General features: G+C 72.2%; 13 protein-coding genes. 6 read left to right on the forward strand and 7 right to left on the reverse strand.

Annotated elements, in window-relative coordinates:
* Window positions 1–34: 34 nt before the first annotated feature.
* Genes ACFPL3_RS27875 through ACFPL3_RS27890 form a run of 4 tightly spaced genes read left to right on the forward strand, consistent with a single transcriptional unit; the run spans window position 35 to window position 4,275 of the window.
* Window positions 35–1,243: a M20 metallopeptidase family protein gene (locus tag ACFPL3_RS27875; protein ID WP_343937679.1), complete on the forward strand. Its 1,209-nt coding sequence runs from the start codon at window positions 35–37 to the stop codon at window positions 1,241–1,243.
* Window positions 1,240–2,568 carry an MFS transporter gene (locus tag ACFPL3_RS27880; RefSeq protein WP_343937569.1) on the forward strand — a complete coding sequence of 443 codons (1,329 nt, stop codon included), beginning with the start codon at window positions 1,240–1,242 and terminating at the stop codon, window positions 2,566–2,568. Before ACFPL3_RS27875 ends, ACFPL3_RS27880 begins: the two co-directional genes overlap by 4 nt.
* Window positions 2,543–3,346, forward strand: coding sequence for a cyclase family protein (locus ACFPL3_RS27885; protein ID WP_343937571.1), 804 nt, complete (start codon window positions 2,543–2,545; stop codon window positions 3,344–3,346). Before ACFPL3_RS27880 ends, ACFPL3_RS27885 begins: the two co-directional genes overlap by 26 nt.
* On the forward strand, window positions 3,343–4,275 hold the full coding sequence (locus tag ACFPL3_RS27890) for an MBL fold metallo-hydrolase (protein ID WP_343937574.1): 933 nt from the start codon (window positions 3,343–3,345) through the stop codon (window positions 4,273–4,275). Before ACFPL3_RS27885 ends, ACFPL3_RS27890 begins: the two co-directional genes overlap by 4 nt.
* Window positions 4,276–4,284: 9 nt before the next feature.
* Here ACFPL3_RS27890 and ACFPL3_RS27895 read toward each other — a convergent pair whose 3' ends face one another.
* Window positions 4,285–4,935: a TetR/AcrR family transcriptional regulator gene (locus ACFPL3_RS27895; protein ID WP_379589725.1), complete on the reverse strand. Its 651-nt coding sequence runs from the start codon at window positions 4,933–4,935 to the stop codon at window positions 4,285–4,287.
* A gap of 80 nt (window positions 4,936–5,015) precedes the next feature.
* Between ACFPL3_RS27895 and ACFPL3_RS27900 the strand changes: the two genes are divergently transcribed.
* Both ACFPL3_RS27900 and ACFPL3_RS27905 read left to right on the forward strand, forming a co-directional pair.
* Window positions 5,016–5,996, forward strand: a complete 981-nt coding sequence (locus ACFPL3_RS27900; RefSeq protein WP_343937578.1) for a zinc-binding dehydrogenase — start codon at window positions 5,016–5,018, stop codon at window positions 5,994–5,996.
* Between the two features lie 76 nt (window positions 5,997–6,072).
* Window positions 6,073–7,227: an acyl-CoA dehydrogenase family protein gene (locus ACFPL3_RS27905; protein ID WP_343937580.1), complete on the forward strand. Its 1,155-nt coding sequence runs from the start codon at window positions 6,073–6,075 to the stop codon at window positions 7,225–7,227.
* On the opposite strand, the gene betT is transcribed toward ACFPL3_RS27905, so the two are convergent.
* The 6 genes from betT to ACFPL3_RS27935 form a co-directional block, all read right to left on the reverse strand.
* Window positions 7,199–9,259, reverse strand: a complete 2,061-nt coding sequence (betT, locus tag ACFPL3_RS27910; protein WP_343937581.1) for a choline BCCT transporter BetT — start codon at window positions 9,257–9,259, stop codon at window positions 7,199–7,201. The genes ACFPL3_RS27905 and betT overlap by 29 nt on opposite strands.
* 719 nt (window positions 9,260–9,978) lie before the next feature.
* Window positions 9,979–10,326: a cupin domain-containing protein gene (locus tag ACFPL3_RS27915; RefSeq protein ID WP_343937583.1), complete on the reverse strand. Its 348-nt coding sequence runs from the start codon at window positions 10,324–10,326 to the stop codon at window positions 9,979–9,981.
* A complete protein-coding gene (narI, locus tag ACFPL3_RS27920) occupies window positions 10,326–11,051 on the reverse strand; it encodes a respiratory nitrate reductase subunit gamma (protein ID WP_343937585.1) in 726 nt (241 codons plus the stop codon). Before narI ends, ACFPL3_RS27915 begins: the two co-directional genes overlap by 1 nt.
* Entirely contained in the window at window positions 11,048–11,665 is a 618-nt protein-coding gene (gene narJ / locus ACFPL3_RS27925; protein WP_343937587.1) for a nitrate reductase molybdenum cofactor assembly chaperone, read from the reverse strand. The genes narI and narJ overlap by 4 nt, the downstream gene beginning before the upstream one ends.
* Window positions 11,662–13,347, reverse strand: a complete 1,686-nt coding sequence (narH, locus tag ACFPL3_RS27930; protein WP_343937589.1) for a nitrate reductase subunit beta — start codon at window positions 13,345–13,347, stop codon at window positions 11,662–11,664. The genes narJ and narH overlap by 4 nt, the downstream gene beginning before the upstream one ends.
* On the reverse strand, window positions 13,347–17,039 hold the full coding sequence (locus ACFPL3_RS27935) for a nitrate reductase subunit alpha (RefSeq protein WP_379589726.1): 3,693 nt from the start codon (window positions 17,037–17,039) through the stop codon (window positions 13,347–13,349). Before ACFPL3_RS27935 ends, narH begins: the two co-directional genes overlap by 1 nt.
* Window positions 17,040–17,158 lie beyond the last annotated feature (119 nt).

Below are 17,158 nucleotides of genomic sequence, written 5' to 3' on the forward strand. Positions count from 1 at the left end.
GAACGTGAAGCCGGACGTCGAGACGGAGGTGGGCGTGTCGGTCCTGGACGAGGCCCGCGAGATGGCGGGAGAGCTCACGAGGTGGCGCCGCGACCTGCACGCCCACCCGGAGGTCGGGCTGCAGCTGCCGCGGACGCAGGAGGCGGTGCTCGCCGCGCTCGAGGGCCTGCCGGTCGAGATCACGACGGGCACGGCGGCCACCTCGGTCACCGCCGTGGTGCGCGGGGGCGGGGACGGCCCGCCCGTGCTGCTGCGGGCCGACATGGACGCGATCCCGGTGCAGGAGCGGACGGGGCTGCCGTACGCGTCCTCGGTGCCCGGGGTGATGCACGCCTGCGGCCACGACCTGCACACCGCGATGCTGCTGGGCGCCGCGCACCTGCTCGCCGCGCGACGCGACCAGCTGCCCGGCGACGTCGTGCTGATGTTCCAGCCGGGGGAGGAGGGCTGGGAGGGCGCCCGCACGATGATCGGGGAGGGCGTGCTCGACGCGGCCGGCCCGCGGGTGGCCGCCGCGTACGGAATGCACGTGTTCTCCACGCTCCCGCAGCAGTTCCACACCCGCCGCGGCGCGATGCTCGCCTCGTCCTCGGCGCTGGAGGTGACGGTGCACGGGGAGGGCGGTCACGCCTCCACTCCGCACCTGGCGCGCAACCCGGTCGTGGCCGTGGCCGAGATGGTGCTGGCGCTGCAGACGCTGCGCACCGACGTCTTCGACCCGGTCGTGCTCACGACGACCGTGCTGAACGGGGGGACGCGGCGCAACATCATCCCGGCCTCGGCGAGCTTCGAGGCCACCGTGCGGACCTTCTCCGACGCCACCGCGGTCCGCGTCGGCGACCAGGCGCGGCGGCTGCTCGACGGCATCGCGGCCGCGCACGGCGTCGAGGTCGACGCGCGGTTCGTCCGGGAGCGCCCGGCCACGGTGAACGACGCGGACGATGTGGCGTTCGTCGACGAGACGGTCCGCGAGGCGCTGGGCGAGGAGTGGCTGCGCCCGCTGCAGAACCCGTTCACCGGCGCCGAGGACTTCTCCCGGGTGCTCGCCGAGGTGCCCGGCGCGTTCGTCGCGCTCGGCGCCCTCCCGGGCGGCGCGGACCCCGAGAAGGCGCCCTTCAACCACAGCGGCCACGCCGTGTTCGACGAGGCAGTGCTCCCGCTCGGGGCCGCCCTGCACGCCGAGCTCGCCCTGCGCCGGGCCGCAGCGCCCGGCCCCGCCCGGAATCCGGAGGACCAGCGATGACGCCAGTTCCCGACACCCGACGTCGCGCCCGCCGCGCGCTGCTCGCCATCGGCTTCGGCCATGCCCTCGAGTGGTACGACTGGGGCATCTACGCGATCTTCGTGCCGTTCTTCGCGACGCAGTTCTTCGCCCCGGGCGACCAGGTCTCGGCCGTGCTGTCGAGCCTCGCCGTGTTCGCCGTGGGGTTCGTGGCCCGGCCGGTCGGCGGCCTGGTGGTCGGGCGGCTCGCCGACCGGGTCGGCCGCCGCCCGATGATGGCGCTCACCGTCGGCGGCATGGCCGCGGCGAGCCTGCTGATCGGCATCTCGCCGACCTACGCGACGATCGGGGTCGGGGCGTCCGTCGTGCTGGTGCTGGCCCGCGTCGTGCAGGGGCTGGCCACCGGCGGCGAGCTGCCCTCGGCCCAGACGTACCTGGCGGAGGCCGCACCACCGGAACGGCGGGGCCTCTGGTCGAGCGTCATCTACATCGCCAGCGTCGGCGGCAACACGATCGGCGTTCTGCTCGGCCTGGTCCTCTCGCTCACCCTGACGCCGGCGCAGATGGCCGACTTCGGGTGGCGGATCCCGTTCGTCATCGGCGGGGTGCTCGGCCTGGTCGCGCTGTGGATCCGCCGCTCGCTGGAGGAGACCGAGGCGTTCAGCCGCGAGGCAGCTGCCGGTGTACGTCCACGGATCTGGCCGGAGATCGTGCGGCACCGCCGCGAGGCGGCCCAGGTCGTCGGGCTCTCGGTCGGGTTCACGGTCGTCTACTACTCCTGGGTGATCTCAGCCCCCGCCTACGCGATCAGCGAGCTGGGGATCGACTCCAGCGCCGCGCTGCTGGCCGGGGTGCTGGCCAGCCTGGTGCTCATCGCCGTCCAGCCGGCGTGGGGAGCGCTGTCGGACCGGATCGGGCGGCGCCCCGTCCTGCTGATCAGCTCTCTCGGCACCGCGGCGCTGCTGTTCCCGCTGCAGGCGATGGTGCGCGACGCGGTGCAGCTCGGGATCGCGATGGCGATCGCCATGGTGTTCATCGGCGCCGGGATCGCGATCCTGCCGGCCGCCTACGCCGAGATGTTCCCGACCCGCATCCGCGCCGTCGGCCTCGCGGTGCCGTACTCGATCGCCGTCGCCGCGTTCGGCGGAACCGCGCCCTACCTGCAGACCTGGGTCGGCACCACGCTGGGCCGCCCGGCCTTCACCGCGTACGTGGTGGCGCTCCTGATCGTCACCGCCGCCACCGTGCTGACGCTGCGCGAGGGGCGCGGCGCCGACCTCGCGGTCGATGGCCGTCACCCCGGGCGGGAAGGTGGGGAGCGTGAACCCGCTCGACCTGCTGCGTGACGACCTCGAGGTCGTCGACCTCGCCCAGCCCCTCGAGGTGGGCATGCCCACCTCACCCACCCACCCGGCGTTCGACTTCGCGCTCCGGCAGCGCCACGGCGACGTCGTGCGCGCCGACGGCATCACCGGCTCGCACGAGGTGATGGTCCTCGGCGGGCACGTCGGCACCCACATGGACGCGCTGAGCCACGTCGCGGTGGACGGGTTGCTGCACGGCGGCGTACCGGTGGCCGGCGCCGTCGACGCGGGCCGCTACCGCACGCACGGCATCGACGGGGTGCCGCCGCTGCTGCGGCGCGGCGTGCTGGTGGACGTCCCGCGCTCCCGCGGCGTGGCCCGGCTCGCCCCGGGGGAACCGGTGGGGGTGGCGGACCTGGAGGCCGCGCCCGAGCCGCGAGCCGGGGACGTGGTGCTGGTCCGCACCGGGTGGTCGCAGCTCTGGGGCGACCCGCCCGCGTACCTCGGCGGCACCGACGGCGTCCCGGGCGTGGACGCGGAGGCGGCCCGCTGGCTCGCCGAGCGGGGCGTGGCCGCCGTCGGGGCCGACACGATCGCGCTCGAACACATCCCCGCCGGTGGCGGCCTGGCCGCACTGCCGGTGCACCGCATCCTGCTTGCCGAGGCGGGCATCAACCTGATCGAGGTGATGACGCTGGAGACCCTGTCCGACAGCCTGGCCGCGCGCGGCACGGGCGAGTTCCTGTTCATGGGCGCGCCGCTGAACGTGCGCGGTGCCACGGGTGCGCCGATCCGCCCGCTGGCGGTGATCGGCTCGTGAGCGGAGCGGACACGATCGTGCTCGGGGACGTGTCGGTGACCCGCGTGATCGAGTGGACCGGACCGATCCGGACGGTCGCCGAGATGGTGCCCGACAGCACGCCGGAAGGTCGCGCCGCGCTGAAGCCTGCGTTCCGCGACCCCGCCGACGACGCCTACCGGTGCGCGATCCAGACCTGGGTGCTGCGCAGCGAGGGGCGCACGATCGTCGTCGACACCGGTGCGGGCAACGACCGCGACCGCCCGCAGGTCCCGGCGTTCGACCACCTGAAGACCCCGTTCCTGGACAACCTCGCCCGGGCCGGGGTGCGTCCTGAGGACGTCGACGTCGTGGTCAACACCCACGTGCACTACGACCACGTCGGCTGGAACACCCGCTGGGACGGCGGCGAGTGGGTGCCGACGTTCCCGAACGCCACCTACCTCGTGCCGCGGATCGACCACGACTACTTCGAACCCGTGAACGAGCACCGCAGGCCCGCGCCCGTCACCGATGCCGACCGGCTGCGCCGCCGGGGCAGCCACATCGTGTTCGGCGACAGCGTGCGACCGGTCGTGCAGGCCGGGCTGGTGACGCTGTGGGAGGACCGGTACGCGATCGACCGCAACCTGACGCTCGAACCCGCGCCCGGCCACACGCCCGGCTCGTCGGTGCTGCGGCTGCGGTCCGGGAGCGACCGGGCCCTGTTCGTCGGCGACATCCTGCACAGCCCCGTGCAGATCGCCGAGCCCGACGCCAACAGTTGCTTCTGCGAGGACGCCGCTGCCGCCCGCGCCACCCGGCGCCGGATCCTCGCCGAGGCGGCCGGGGAGCCGACGCTGATCGTGCCGGCACACTTCCCGGGCCACGGGGCGGCCGAGGTGCAGGCGCAGGGCGACGGCTACGCGGTGACGCGCTGGGCGGGCTTCGGCACCGTCGGCGCCGCCTGACCAGGTGCCTCATCCCGTGGGGACGGCGCCTGCCCCGGCCAGCACCGCGGCGGCGAGCGGCGCCGGTCGGGGCAGTCTCGCGTTCGCGTCGGACGCACGGAACGAGTCGATCGCGAGCGCGGCGAAGCGACGCGCGGCCGCCACCCGGAATGCGGGCGGCGTCGCGGAGAGCCCGCGCCCGGCGAGCAGTACCAGCACGAGGTCGTCGAGGACGAAGTCGCGGCGCAGCCCGCCGGCCGCCTGAGCACGGTTCACCAGGTCCGCGAGCATCCTGAGCACGGCGGCCCGGTGCGCGGCGAACGCCTCGAGCGAGGGGTTCTCCGACAGGAACGCGTCGACGAAGCCCTGGTTGCGCACGTTGAGCACGAGGACCCGCTCGACCACCGAGCAGAACCCCCGCCAGGGATCGGGGTCGGCGCACCCGTCCTCCACGATCCCCTCGCACGCCCGCCGCTCCTCGGCGAACACCTCGTCGACGAGCACCTGCTTCGTCGGGAACCGGCGGTACAGCGTGGCCGGCCCCACCGCGGCCCGGCGGGCGATCTCCCGCATCGTGACGTCGAGGCCGCGCTCGGAGAACAGCGCTCGCGCCGCCTCGATCGCCCGGTCGCGGTTGTGCTTCGCGTCGGCCCGGAGCATCCGAGTCAATCGATCGGTCATGGTTCTCACTTCGGTGAAGTGGACGGGGGCGTCCGTTAGTGTCGCCACGGTAGCGCGATCAGCGGAGGAATGGGGCCGACGTGCGTGCAGTGCGGATCGAGCGGTTCGGCGACCCGAGCGGGATGGTGGTGACCTCGATCCCCGAGCCGGTCGCGGGGCGCGGTCAGGTGGTCATCGCGACCGAGGCGATCGGCGTCGCGGGCGTCGACGCCGTCATCCGGCGGGGCACCCTCGCCGGTTACGGGTTCTCCGAGGGTCTGATCCCCGGGAGCGAGGTCGCCGGCCGGGTGACGGACGTCGGCGAGGGCATCGATCCGACGTGGGTCGGCCGCCGGGTGTGGGCGTTCACCGGCCACGGCGGGGGCTACGCCGAGCGGGCGGTGGCGAGGATCGAGGACGTCGCCGCACTCCCCGACGGCCTGTCGTCGATCGATGCGGTGGCGCTCGGGAGCGCCGCGCCCGTCGCGCACTTCGCGCTCACTCACGCGCACTTCGCGGCGGGCGAGTCGGTGCTCGTGCGCGGCGCGGCGGGCAGCATCGGCGTCGCGGCCGTGGAGCTCGCGGCGCGCGGGGGTGCCGGGGCGGTGGCGGTCACGACGGCGTCGCCCGAACGCGGGAAGCGCCTCGTCGAGTTCGGTGCGACGCACCTCCTCGACCGCGCGGGCGATCCCCACGACGGCGCCGCCGCGGCCGCGCCGGAGTCCTACGACGTGATCATCGACATCGTCGGCGGCGCGGCCATGCCCGCGTTCCTGGACCGGCTCGCCCCGAACGGTCGGTTGGTCCTCGTCGGCGTGGTGGCCGGCGCACCGCCCGCGGACTTCGGCTCGCGCTTCCTGGCGCCGGGTGCGTTCCAGCAGTCGCGCTCGTTCGCGACGTTCAGCCTCGACACGGTCGCGCCACCGGCCAAGGACGCCATCCGCGCGGAGCAGTTCGCCGCCGCAGTGCGCGGCGAGCTGCACGCGGTGGTGCACGACGTCCTGCCCCTCGACGGTGCGGCCGACGCCCACCGGCGGATGGACGCGGGCGAGGTGTTCGGGCGGATCGTCCTCACGCCCTGAGCGCTGGGGGTGTTCGGTGGGGGATCCTGGAACGCCACCGGGCTCCGAACCCACCGACGTGAGAGGACCACCCGCCGTGCGCCGAACGCTGTACGAGGACGACCACGAGGCCTTCCGCGCGTCGTTCCGGAAGTTCCTGGACGTCGAGGTGGTGCCCCACCTCGCCGAGTGGGACGCCGCCGGGATCTCTCCGCGCGGGCTGTTCACCGCGGCGGGCCGGTCGGGGTTCCTGGGGATGGAGATCCCGGAGGAGCTCGGCGGGGGAGGGGTGAGCGACTTCCGGTTCAACGCCGTGATCGCGGAGGAGGTCGTGCGCGCCGGGGCCACCGGGCCGGGACTCGGGCTCACCCTGCACAACGACGTATGCCTGCCCTACTTCCTCTCCTACTGCGACGAGGAGCAGGCGCGGCGCTGGTTGCCCGGCATCGCGTCGGGCGAGCTGATCACCGCGATCGCGATGACGGAGCCCGGCATGGGGTCGGACCTCGCGTCGATGACCACCACCGCGCGCCGCGACGGCGACCACTACGTCGTCAACGGGTCGAAGACGTTCATCTCCAACGGCATCAACGCCGACCTGGTGATCACCGCGGTGAAGACCGACCCCGGGCAGCGGCACAAGGGTATGAGCCTGCTGGTGCTCGAGCGGGGGATGGCCGGCTTCGAGCGCGGCCGCAACCTGGACAAGGTCGGCCTGCACGCGCAGGACACCGCGGAGCTGTCGTTCACCGACGTGCGGGTGCCGGTGGCGAACCTGCTCGGGCCCGAGGAGGGGCAGGGGTTCGCCCAGCTGGTGGCGAACCTGCCCCGGGAGCGGCTGTCGCTCGCGATCTCCGCGACCGCCGCGGCCAGGACCGCCCTGGAGCAGACGCTCGAGCACGTCAAGTCGCGCACGGCGTTCGGGCAGCCGATCGGGTCGTTCCAGAACTCGCGGTTCGTGCTCGCCGAGATCGACACCGAGGTCGACCTCGCCGAGCACTACCTCGACGACTGCGTGCGTGCGCTCGACGCAGGCGAACTCACCGCCGCCGAGGCCGCGAAGGCGAAGTGGTGGTGCACCGAGCTGCAGGGGCGCGTGGTGGACCGGTGCCTGCAGCTGCACGGCGGCTACGGCTACATGACCGAGTACCCGATCGCGCGCGCCTGGCAGGACGCGCGGGTCACCCGGATATACGGCGGCACCACCGAGATCATGAAGGAGGTCATCGGCCGCTCGTTGGGCCTGAGCTGACCTGCTGCTCCATCCGCACGAAGGCGAGGTGCCGCTCGTACTGGTCGAGGATGTCGTCGGTGAGCTGCCCGCGCGTGTAGCCCATGACGTCGTAGTCCTGGCCGCCCTCGCGCAGGTGCACCTCCACCTGGAAGTACGTGTCCGTCGCCTTCGGGACCACGCGCCCCCCGTACACGGGCATCGGAACCTCGCGCGGCCGGACCTCGTACCGGAACGGGTGTTCCTCTCCCAGATCGGCGACGAGCTGGACGAAGGGCGTGCCGTCCTCGTCGCGGTCCTGCGTGGCCGACGCGTCCACGCCCCGTTCCTGCAGGTAGGCGGCCACCTCTTCCGCGGCGGGCAGAGCCACCTCGCTGAGGAACGCCTCGGCGCGCTCCCGGTCGGGGAACGACAGCACCCGGTCGAGCCGGTGCCGCCAGCCCGGGACGTCGGACGGGTGCCCGTCGGTGGCGATCCGGCCCGACAGCGAGGCCATCACGCTGCGCTGGTGGCTCTCGGCGTGCAGCGCCTCCCACCGCAACGCCTTGAGCAGGCCCACCATCACCAGCAGCAGCACGAACGCGAACGGCAGCCCCATGATGATCGTGGCGTACTGCAGGGCGGTGACCCCGCCGACGATGAGCATCCCGATGGTGAGCAGGCCCGTCGCCACCGCCCAGAAGATGCGCACCCACGGCGCCCCGTCCGACTTCACGGTGGGCAGGTGGGAGGTCAGGTTGGCCATCACCAGCGCGGCCGAGTCGGCCGAGGTGACGTAGAACAGCAGCCCGACGAACGTGGCGATGGACGCCACGACGCCGACCGCCGGGTAGTGCGCCAACAGCTGGTAGAAGCCCTGCGCCGGGTTGGCCACCGTGTTCTCGCCGAACTCCACGTTGCCGTTGCGGATCAGGGCGACGGCGCTGTTGCCGAAGATCGAGATCCACATCACGATGTAGGAGAACGGGATGATCAGCGTGCCGGCCACGAACTCGCGGATGGTGCGGCCACGGGAGATCCGGGCCAGGAACAGCCCCACGAACGACGCCCACGCGATCCACCAGGCCCAGAAGAACAGCGTCCACGTGTTGAGCCACTCGACCGGCCGGTCGAAGGCGAACGTCTGCATCGTCATGCCCGGGAAGGAGCTGAAGAAGTCGCCGATGTTCTCCACGAGCCCGTTCAGCAGGAACACCGTGTCGCCCACGACCAGCAGGTAGAGAGCCAGCCCGATCGCGAGCAGCACGTTGAGCTCGGACAGCAGCCGGATGCCCTTGTCGACACCACTCACCGCCGACACCGTGGCCATGATCACCGCGATGGCCACCAGCCCGATCTGCGCGGCCGTGCCCTCCGGGATCCCGAAGAGGAAGTAGAGCCCGTAGTTGAGGAGCACGACGCCGATGCCGAGCGACGCGGCGACCCCGAAGATCGTGCCGAGCACGGCGGCGAGGTCCACGGCGGTGCCGACCCCACCGTGGATCCGCTTGCCGAACACCGGGTACAGCGCCGACCGGATGGCCAGCGGCAGGTTCCTGCGGTACGCGAAGTAGGCCAGGGCCATGCCCATCAGGGCGTACATCCCCCAGCCGTTGATCCCGTAGTGGAACAGCGCCCACACGTTCGCCGCCTCGGCCGCCTCCAGCGTGCCGCCCTCACCGCGCGGCGGCGTGAGGTACTGCGTGACCGGCTCGACGACCGCGAAGAACATCAGGTCGGTGCCGATACCGGCCGCGAACAACATCGACGCCCACGCGAACGTGCTGAACTCCGGCCGGGAGTGTTCCGGCCCGAGCCGGGTGCGCCCGAACTTGGACGCCCCGACGAAGATGACGAACACCAGGATGAGCGTCGAGAGCAGGATGTAGAACCAGCCGAACCACTCCGAGATCCACCCCACCAGCGCACCGATGGTGTCGGCGGCCGCCGTCGGAGCGATGATCGCCCAGATCGCAATGACCAGCGTCAATGCGGCCGAGCCGTAGAACACGACCGGTTTGATCCCGCTCCTGGGTTCCGGCTTCGTCTCTGTTCCAGCCTGGGTCTCGCTCATCGAGCGCCTCCCTGCTCCGCCCACCCTCCGCGGCCGTCCGGAAATGGCGTCGCGACCGCGATGGCGCAGCTTCTCACGTCCGGGGGCGGCTGCGAAGGGGAACTTCGGCCTCTCGTGCTCCGTCGCCGTCCATGATCGAGTATTCGGGTCGCGGGCGCAGTTCGGTGCCCCGTCCGCGGCGCTTGATCACCGGACCGGCGCGTTCCCCTGGGCGGCCACTCGACCGGCGGTGGTGCCGTTCCGGGCCGGCGCCATCCGAGTTCGGGGGCGTCTCGCTTCTGGTGATCATGGTGTTCGTGGGTTCCGCTGAACGCCGAACGGGAGACGGTCCGGTGCCGAGGAGGACGATGCGGATGGTCCAGGACCACCGGGCAGTCCGTCGGCACCCGGCGGTGACGGGCTCGTCGAAAACCGGCGTGCCCCCAAGTCGGGGACGGCCGTCCGGCCACCCCGGGGTTCGGTTCTGAACCCAACCCGACCACCTGCCCACGTGACGAGCGGCTCGAGACCGGCACGACTGCACCGGAGACCAGGACGAAGCCGGGGTGGCTGCCGCCGCCCGCCGACCCGGCTCGCCCACCGCACGATCAGCACGAAGAGCGCGTTCAGCCGAACGCGGTGGAGGAAGCCCACGCGGCGCGCCCGTGGCGCTTGATCAGTGGACCGGCGCGTTTCCCGACGGCAGGCGTCGGGTTTCGCACCAGAACGGTGATCATGGGTCAGGTCGTGCTGGTCCCCCGCTTGGCCACGGTCAGCAGGACCGCGGCGTCCTCGAGGGCCTCGAGGCTGTGGGAGTTCGGGGGCACGACCAGGAGGTCGCCGCGCCGTCCCTCCCACGCGTCGTTGCCGCTCACGAGGCGCACGCGGCCGGTCAGGACGTGGACGGTGGCCTCGCCCGGGTTGGCGTGCTCGGCGAGCTCGCTGCCGGCCAGGATGGCGATCACGGTCTGGCGCATGACGTGCTCGTGCCCGCCCACCACGGTGTGTGCGGCGCGGCCGGCCGTGCTGCGGCGGGCCGCGTCGAGCTGCTCGCGGGCCAGGGCGTCGAGCGAGAGTTTGCGCGACATCAGGTTCTCTCCCACCCGCGTCGGGCCGGTCGGGTCATGGGTCCACCGCTGCGGGAGCGGTACACGATGTAGGGCCGGAACAGGTACTGGACCGGCGCCGTGAACGCGTGCACGAGCCGGGTGAACGGCCAGATGGCGAACAGCAGCATGCCGATGAGCGTGTGCAGCTGGAACGCCAGGCCCGCGTGGCTCATCGCCTCGATGTCGGGCTGCAGCACGAACAGCGACCGGAACCACGGGGCGACCGACAGGCGGTAGTTGTGCTCCTCGCCGCCCGCCGCGCCGAGGAGCGTGGTGGTCAGGCCGACGACGATGGCCGCGACGAGCACGACGTACATGAGCTTGTCGTTCCTGGTGGTGGCCATGAACACCGGCCCGGTGGTGCGCCTGCGGTAGATCAGGATCGCGACGCCGACGAGCGTGCAGAAGCCGGCGATCCCGCCCAGCAGCAGCGCCTGGACGTGATAGGCCGTCTCGGACAGTCCGACGGCGTCGGTCCAGCTCTGCGGGATCACCAGGCCGATGAAGTGCCCGATGACCACCACGAGGATGCCGAAGTGGAACAGCGGGCTGCCGATGCGCAGCAGCCGCGACTCGTAGAGCTCCGACGAGCGGGTGGTCCAGCCGAACTTGTCGTAGCGGTACCGCCACACGGTGCCTGCGACGAGGATCGCGATCATCACGTACGGCAGCACGCCCCACAGCACGATGTCCAGCGTGGTCATCGGCGGCCTCCGGTCGGGAAGGGGGCGAGGTCGAGCCCGACCTGCTCGCGCGGTGGGCCGGTGCGGGCGAGCGCCTTCGCCGCCGTGACGTCGGCGGGCGACGGGCCGGGCAGCAGCGCGCACACGGCCTCCACGGGGGCGGCGTACGCGGTGGCGGCCTCCACGAGCGCGAGCCGCAGGAGCTCGAGGCCGGCCCGGTGTTCCTGCAGGAGCGCGAGGCCGTCTGCGAGGTCGGCGGTGGCGGCGTACTCGAGCACGGCAGGCAGGAAGTCGGGCAGCTCGCCGCCCGTGAACTCGACGCCCGCGGCGCGGTAGCGCTGCTTGATCGCGGCGAGCGCGCCTCCGCGGCGGCGGGTCTCCCCGTCCGACCACCAGGTGAGGTCGAGGCAGCAGCGGCGCCGCCGGTCGAACACCTCGACGTAGTGCTCCGCCAGGGCGGCGGCGGGGGTGGCCGCGACGTGGTCGAGGAATGCCGTCAGCCGCTCGCGTGGCCGGCCGGGCGGCAGCGCGTCCACCGCGTCGCGGACCAGCGGGAACAGCTGCCGGACCGGGTCGTCGGGGTACTGCAGGCAGACCGATGCCGCCTGGAGGACGACGGCCTGCGCGCGGGTCACCGCTTCTCCCCGGGATCCGGTGGCGCGTCCTTCCGCGGTGGGAACAGCCCGGGCGGGCGGCCCTTGCCGTCCCAGTTGAGGAGGTTGACCCGGGCGCCGGGTTGGCCGGGGTCGGCGAAGTCGTCGCTGGTCTGGCGGTCGCGCAGGGCGTGGAAGGTCTCCACGGACACCGGCATCGGACGTCCGGAGGCCTCGCCGAACGGGCCGCTGCCGACCATCCCCGGCCCGCCGTCGACGTCGAGGCTGCAGCCGATCTCCTCGAGCTGGTGGGCCTCACCGGCGTACGCGGTGGGGATGACGTAGCGCTCCTCGTACTTCGCGATCGCGAGCAGCCGGTACATCTCCAGCACCTCGCGGCCGGTCAGCCCGGCCGCCGCCGCGATCGACTCCTGCCGTGGGCGGTTCAACGTCACGTCCCGCATGTACGACCGCATCGCCGCGAGCTTCTGCAGCACGGCCCGCACCGGTGCGACGTCACCCGCGGTGAACAGCTCGGCGAGGTACTCGACGGGGATGCGCAGCGCGTCGATCGCACCGAAGAGGTTGCCCGCGTCCTCGCCGTCGTGCCCGGTCTCGGTGAGTCGGTCGACCACCGGGGAGAGCGGCGGGATGTACCAGACCATCGGCATGGTGCGGAACTCCGGGTGCAGCGGCAGCGCCACCCGGTAGTCCTTGGCCAGCCGGTACACGGGCGAGCGCTGCGCGGCGTCGATCCAGTCCTCGGCGATGCCGTCGTGGCGCGCGGCCGCCACCACCCTGGGGTCGTTCGGGTCGAGCAGCAGGTCGAGTTGCGCCTCGTACAGATCGTGCTCGTCCGCGACGGACGCGGCGGCGGTGACGCGGTCGGCGTCGTAGAGGAACAGGCCGATGTAGCGCAGCCGCCCGACGCAGGTCTCGCTGCACACCGTCGGCAGCCCGACCTCCACCCGCGGGTAGCAGAACGTGCACTTCTCGGCCTTGCCGGTGCGGTGGTTGAAGTAGACCTTCTTGTACGGGCAGCCGGTCACGCACATACGCCAGCCGCGGCACTGGTCCTGGTCGACGAGCACGATCCCGTCCTCGGCCCGCTTGTACATCGCGCCCGACGGGCACGACGCCACACACGACGGGTTGAGGCAGTGTTCGCAGATGCGCGGCAGGAAGAACATGAAGGCCCGCTCGTAGTCGAAGCGCACCTTGTCCTCGGACTCGCGCCGGATGCGTTCGACGATCGGGTCGCGCGGCCCGTGTTCGGGGGCGCCGCCGAGGTCGTCGTCCCAGTTGGCGCTCCACTCGACGGCCATCGGCTCGCCGGAGATCAGCGACTTCGGCTGCGCGACCGGGAAGTCGTCGCCGAGCGGGGCGTCGGTGAGGTTCTCGTAGTCGTAGGTCCAGGGCTCGTAGTAGTCGCGGATGTTGGGCAGGACGGGGTTGGCGAAGATCGACAGGAGCTTCTTGAACCGGCCGCCTGCCTTGAGCGCGAGCCGGCCGCGCTTGTTGCGCACCCAACCGCCCCGCCACCGTTCCTGGTCCTGGTAGCGGCGTGGGTAGCCCTGGCCGGGGCGGGTCTCGACATTGTTGAACCAGACGTACTCGACGCCGCTGCGGTTGGTCCACGCCTGCTTGCACGTGACCGAGCAGGTGTGGCAGCCGATGCACTTGTCGAGGTTCATGACCATGCCGAGCTGGGCCATCACGCGCATCAGTACGCCACCTCCTGCGTCCGGCGGCGGATCACCGTGACCTCGTCGCGCTGGTTCCCGGTGGGGCCGAGGTAGTTGAAGGCGAACGACAGCTGGGCGTAGCCGCCGATGAGGTGGGTCGGCTTGACCAGGATCCGGGTCAGCGAGTTGTGGATCCCGCCCCGGCGGCCGGTGGCCTCGGACTTCGGCACGTTCACCACCCGCTCCTGGGCGTGGTAGACGAACACGACGCCGGGCGGCAGGCGGTGCGTGACGATCGCCCGCGCGACGAGCACGCCGTTGCGGTTGACGCCTTCCACCCAGTCGTTGTCGCGCACGCCGATGGACGCGGCGTCCGGCTCGCTCATCCAGACGACCGGCCCGCCGCGCGACAGCGAGAGCATGAACAGGTTGTCCTGGTACTCGGAGTGGATCGACCACTTCGAGTGCGGGGTGAGGTAGCGGACGGTCACCGACGTGCCGTCCGCACCGGGTTGCCCCGGGCCGGGCTCGCCGAACAGGCGTTGCATGTCCAGCGGTGCGCGGTAGACGGGCAGGGTCTCGCCGAACTCGTGCATCCAGTCGTGGTCGAGCAGGAAGTGCATGCGCCCGGTGAGGGTGTGCCAGGGCTTGCTGCGCTCGAGGTTGACGGTGAAGGGGGCGTAGCGCCGCCCGCCGGTCTCGCTGCCCGACCACTCCGGACTGGTGATCACCGGCACCGGGCGGGCCTGGGTGTCGGCGAAGGAGATGCGCTTCTCCTCGCTGCCCTCGGCGAGGTCGGCCAGCCGGGTGCCGGTGCGGCGCTCCAGTTCCCGGAACCCCTGCACGGCGAGCCGGCCGTTGGTCGTCGCGGAGAGAGTGAGGATGGCCTCGGCCATCTTGGCGTCGGTGTCGATCGCGGGCCGCCCGTCGCCGGCGCCGCCGAGCATCACGCCGTTGGCCGCGGCGAGGCGGGCGATCTCCTCGTCGGGCTGGTAGGTCACCGCCTTGGTCGTCATGCCGAGCCGGTCGATCAGCGGCCCGATGCTCGCCAGCTTGTCGGCGATGGCGGTGTAGTCACGCTCCACCACCACCAGGCCGGGCATCGTCTGTCCGGGGATCGGCTCGACCTCACCCGTCCGCCAGTCCCGCACGCGGCCGCCCGGCTGCGCGGTCTCGCCGGGCGTGTCGTGCTGCAGCGGCACGGCGACGACGTCGCGCCGCACGCCCAGGTGGGTCTCGGCGAGCTCGGAGAACCGGCGGGCGATCGCGTGGAAGGCAGCGAAGTCGGTGCGCGTCTCGAACGGCGGGTCGATCGCCGGCGTGAACGCGTGGACGAACGGGTGCATGTCCGTGGTGTTGAGGTCGTGCTTCTCGTACCAGGTGGCGGCCGGGAGCACGATGTCGGCGAGCAGCGTGGAGCTGGTCATCCGGAAGTCGAGGGCGAGCAGCAGGTCGAGCTTGCCCTCCGGCGGGTCGCCCTCGCGCCAGGCGACGTCGCGGGGGCGGCGATCGGGCGGGGTCTCCGTGGCGCGCAGGTTGTGGTGGGTGCCGAGCAGGTGCTTGAGGAAGTACTCGTCGCCCTTCGCCGACGACCCGAGCAGGTTCGCTCGCCACAGCGTGAGGCAGCGCGGCCAGTTCTGCGGCGCGTCGGGGTCCTCGATCGCGAAGCGCAGCCGGCCCGTCCGCAGCTGGTCGACGACGTGGGCCGCGACGTCCCCGGCGCCCGCCTCGTCGGCCAGGTCGAGGGGGTTGCGGTCGAATTGCGGGTAGGACGGCATCCAGCCCAGGCGGGCCGACAGCGCGATCGTGTCGATCGTGTGCATGCCCGCGAGGTGGCCCTGCGCCAGCGGTGAGGTGAGCGCGTCGGCGCGGTAGCCGTCGTAGCGCCACTGGTCGGTGTGCGTGTACCAGTACGCGGTGCCGATCATCTGCCGCGGCGGGCGGGACCAGTCCGTGGCCATCGCCATCGTCGCCCAGCCGGTGATCGGGCGGCACTTCTCCTGTCCGACGTAGTGCGCCCAGCCGCCGCCGTTGCGCCCCATCGACCCGGTGAGCAGCAGCAACGCGAGCACCGCCCGGTAGGTGGCGTCTCCGTGGAACCACTGGCAGATGCCGGCGCCCATGATGATCATGGTGCGGCCCTCGGACTCCTCGGCGTTGCGCGCCATCTCCCGCGCCACCCGCACGACCTGCCCGGCGGGCACCGACGTGATCGCCTCCTGCCAGGCCGGGGTGTAGGGCTGGGTCGCGTCGTCGTAGCCGGAGGGCCACTCGCCGGGCAGGTCGGCGCGGTGCACGCCGTACTGGGCGAGCATCAGGTCGAACACGGTGGTGACGAGCCGGTCGCCGAACCGGAGCACCGGCACCCCGCGGCGCAGCACCCCGCCGGTGCCGTCGACGGCGTCGAACCGCGGCAGCAGCACCTCCGCGGTGGCGCCGCCGTACAGCGTGAGCTGAGGTGTGACGTCGCCGAGGTCGAGATTCCACCGGCCCCGCCCGGACCCGGTGTAGCGGAAGCCCATCGAGCCGTTCGGCACCACCGGTTCGCCGGAGCGGCTGTCGAACAGCACGGTCTTCCACTCCGCGCCCTCGCCGGTGTCGCCGAGGTCGGCCGCGGTGAAGAACTTCCCCGGGACGTACGCCCCGTCGCGCTCGTCCAGGCTCACGAGGAACGGCAGGTCGGTGTAGCGCTGCACGTAGTCGGCGAAGAACGGCACGCGCCGCTCCACGAAGCACTCCCGCAGGATCACGTGCCCCATGGCCATCGCCATGGCGCCGTCGGTGCCGGGCTGGGCCGGCAGCCACGTGTCGGCGAACTTCGTGTTGTCGGCGTAGTCGGGGGAGACCACCACGACCTTCTGGCCCTTGTAGCGGGCCTCGGCCATCCAGTGCGCGTCCGGGGTACGGGTGATCGGGACGTTCGAGCCCCACATGATCAGGTAGGAGGCGTTCCACCAGTCGCCCGACTCCGGCACGTCGGTCTGGTCGCCGAACACCTGCGGCGACGCGACCGGCAGGTCGGCGTACCAGTCGTAGAACGAGGTCATGCAGCCGCCGACCAGCTCGATGAACCGCGAACCGACCGCGTGGCTGACCATCGACATCGCCGGGATCGGCGAGAACCCCGCGATCCGGTCCGGGCCGTAGGCCTTCACGGTGTGCACGTGCGCCGCGGCGACCATCTCGACGGCCTCGTCCCACGACACCCGCACGTGGCCGCCCTTGCCGCGGGCCCGCTGGTAGCGGCGCCGCTTCGCCGGATCGGTGGTGACCTCGTCCCAGGCGAGGACGGGATCGCCGAGCCTGCGCTTCGCCTCCCGGTACATCTCCAGCAGCACGCCGCGGGCGTAGGGGTAGCGGACCCGGGTGGGCGAGTAGGTGTACCAGGAGAAGGCCGCGCCGCGCGGGCAGCCGCGGGGCTCGTACTCCGGCGAGTCAGGGCCCACCGACGGGTAGTCGGTCTGCTGGCTCTCCCAGGTGATGATCCCGTCCTTGACGTAGACCTTCCACGAACACGAGCCGGTGCAGTTGACGCCGTGCGTGGAGCGGACGACCTTGTCATGGCTCCAGCGGTCGCGGTAGAAGACGTCGCCCTCGCGGCCGCCCTCCCGGTAGACCGCCCGCAGGTCCTCGGACGTCTCGCGGCGGGTGAAGAACCGCCCGGCCCGCAGGAGGGCGTCGGCGCCCGGCCCGTCGGTCCCGCCCGTTCGGGTCATCGTCGGCCCCCTCATCCCCCTGGCCATCCACCGTGACACTGATCACACTGGTTCTCAAGCGGATGCGGCGGCACCGACGAAGGTCCCCCCGATGGGGTCGGAACGGCCCTCGCGGCGACCGCCGCGCCCGGACA

It is taken from the genome of Pseudonocardia zijingensis, from assembly GCF_042657305.1.
GTDB lineage: Bacteria > Actinomycetota > Actinomycetes > Mycobacteriales > Pseudonocardiaceae > Pseudonocardia > Pseudonocardia zijingensis.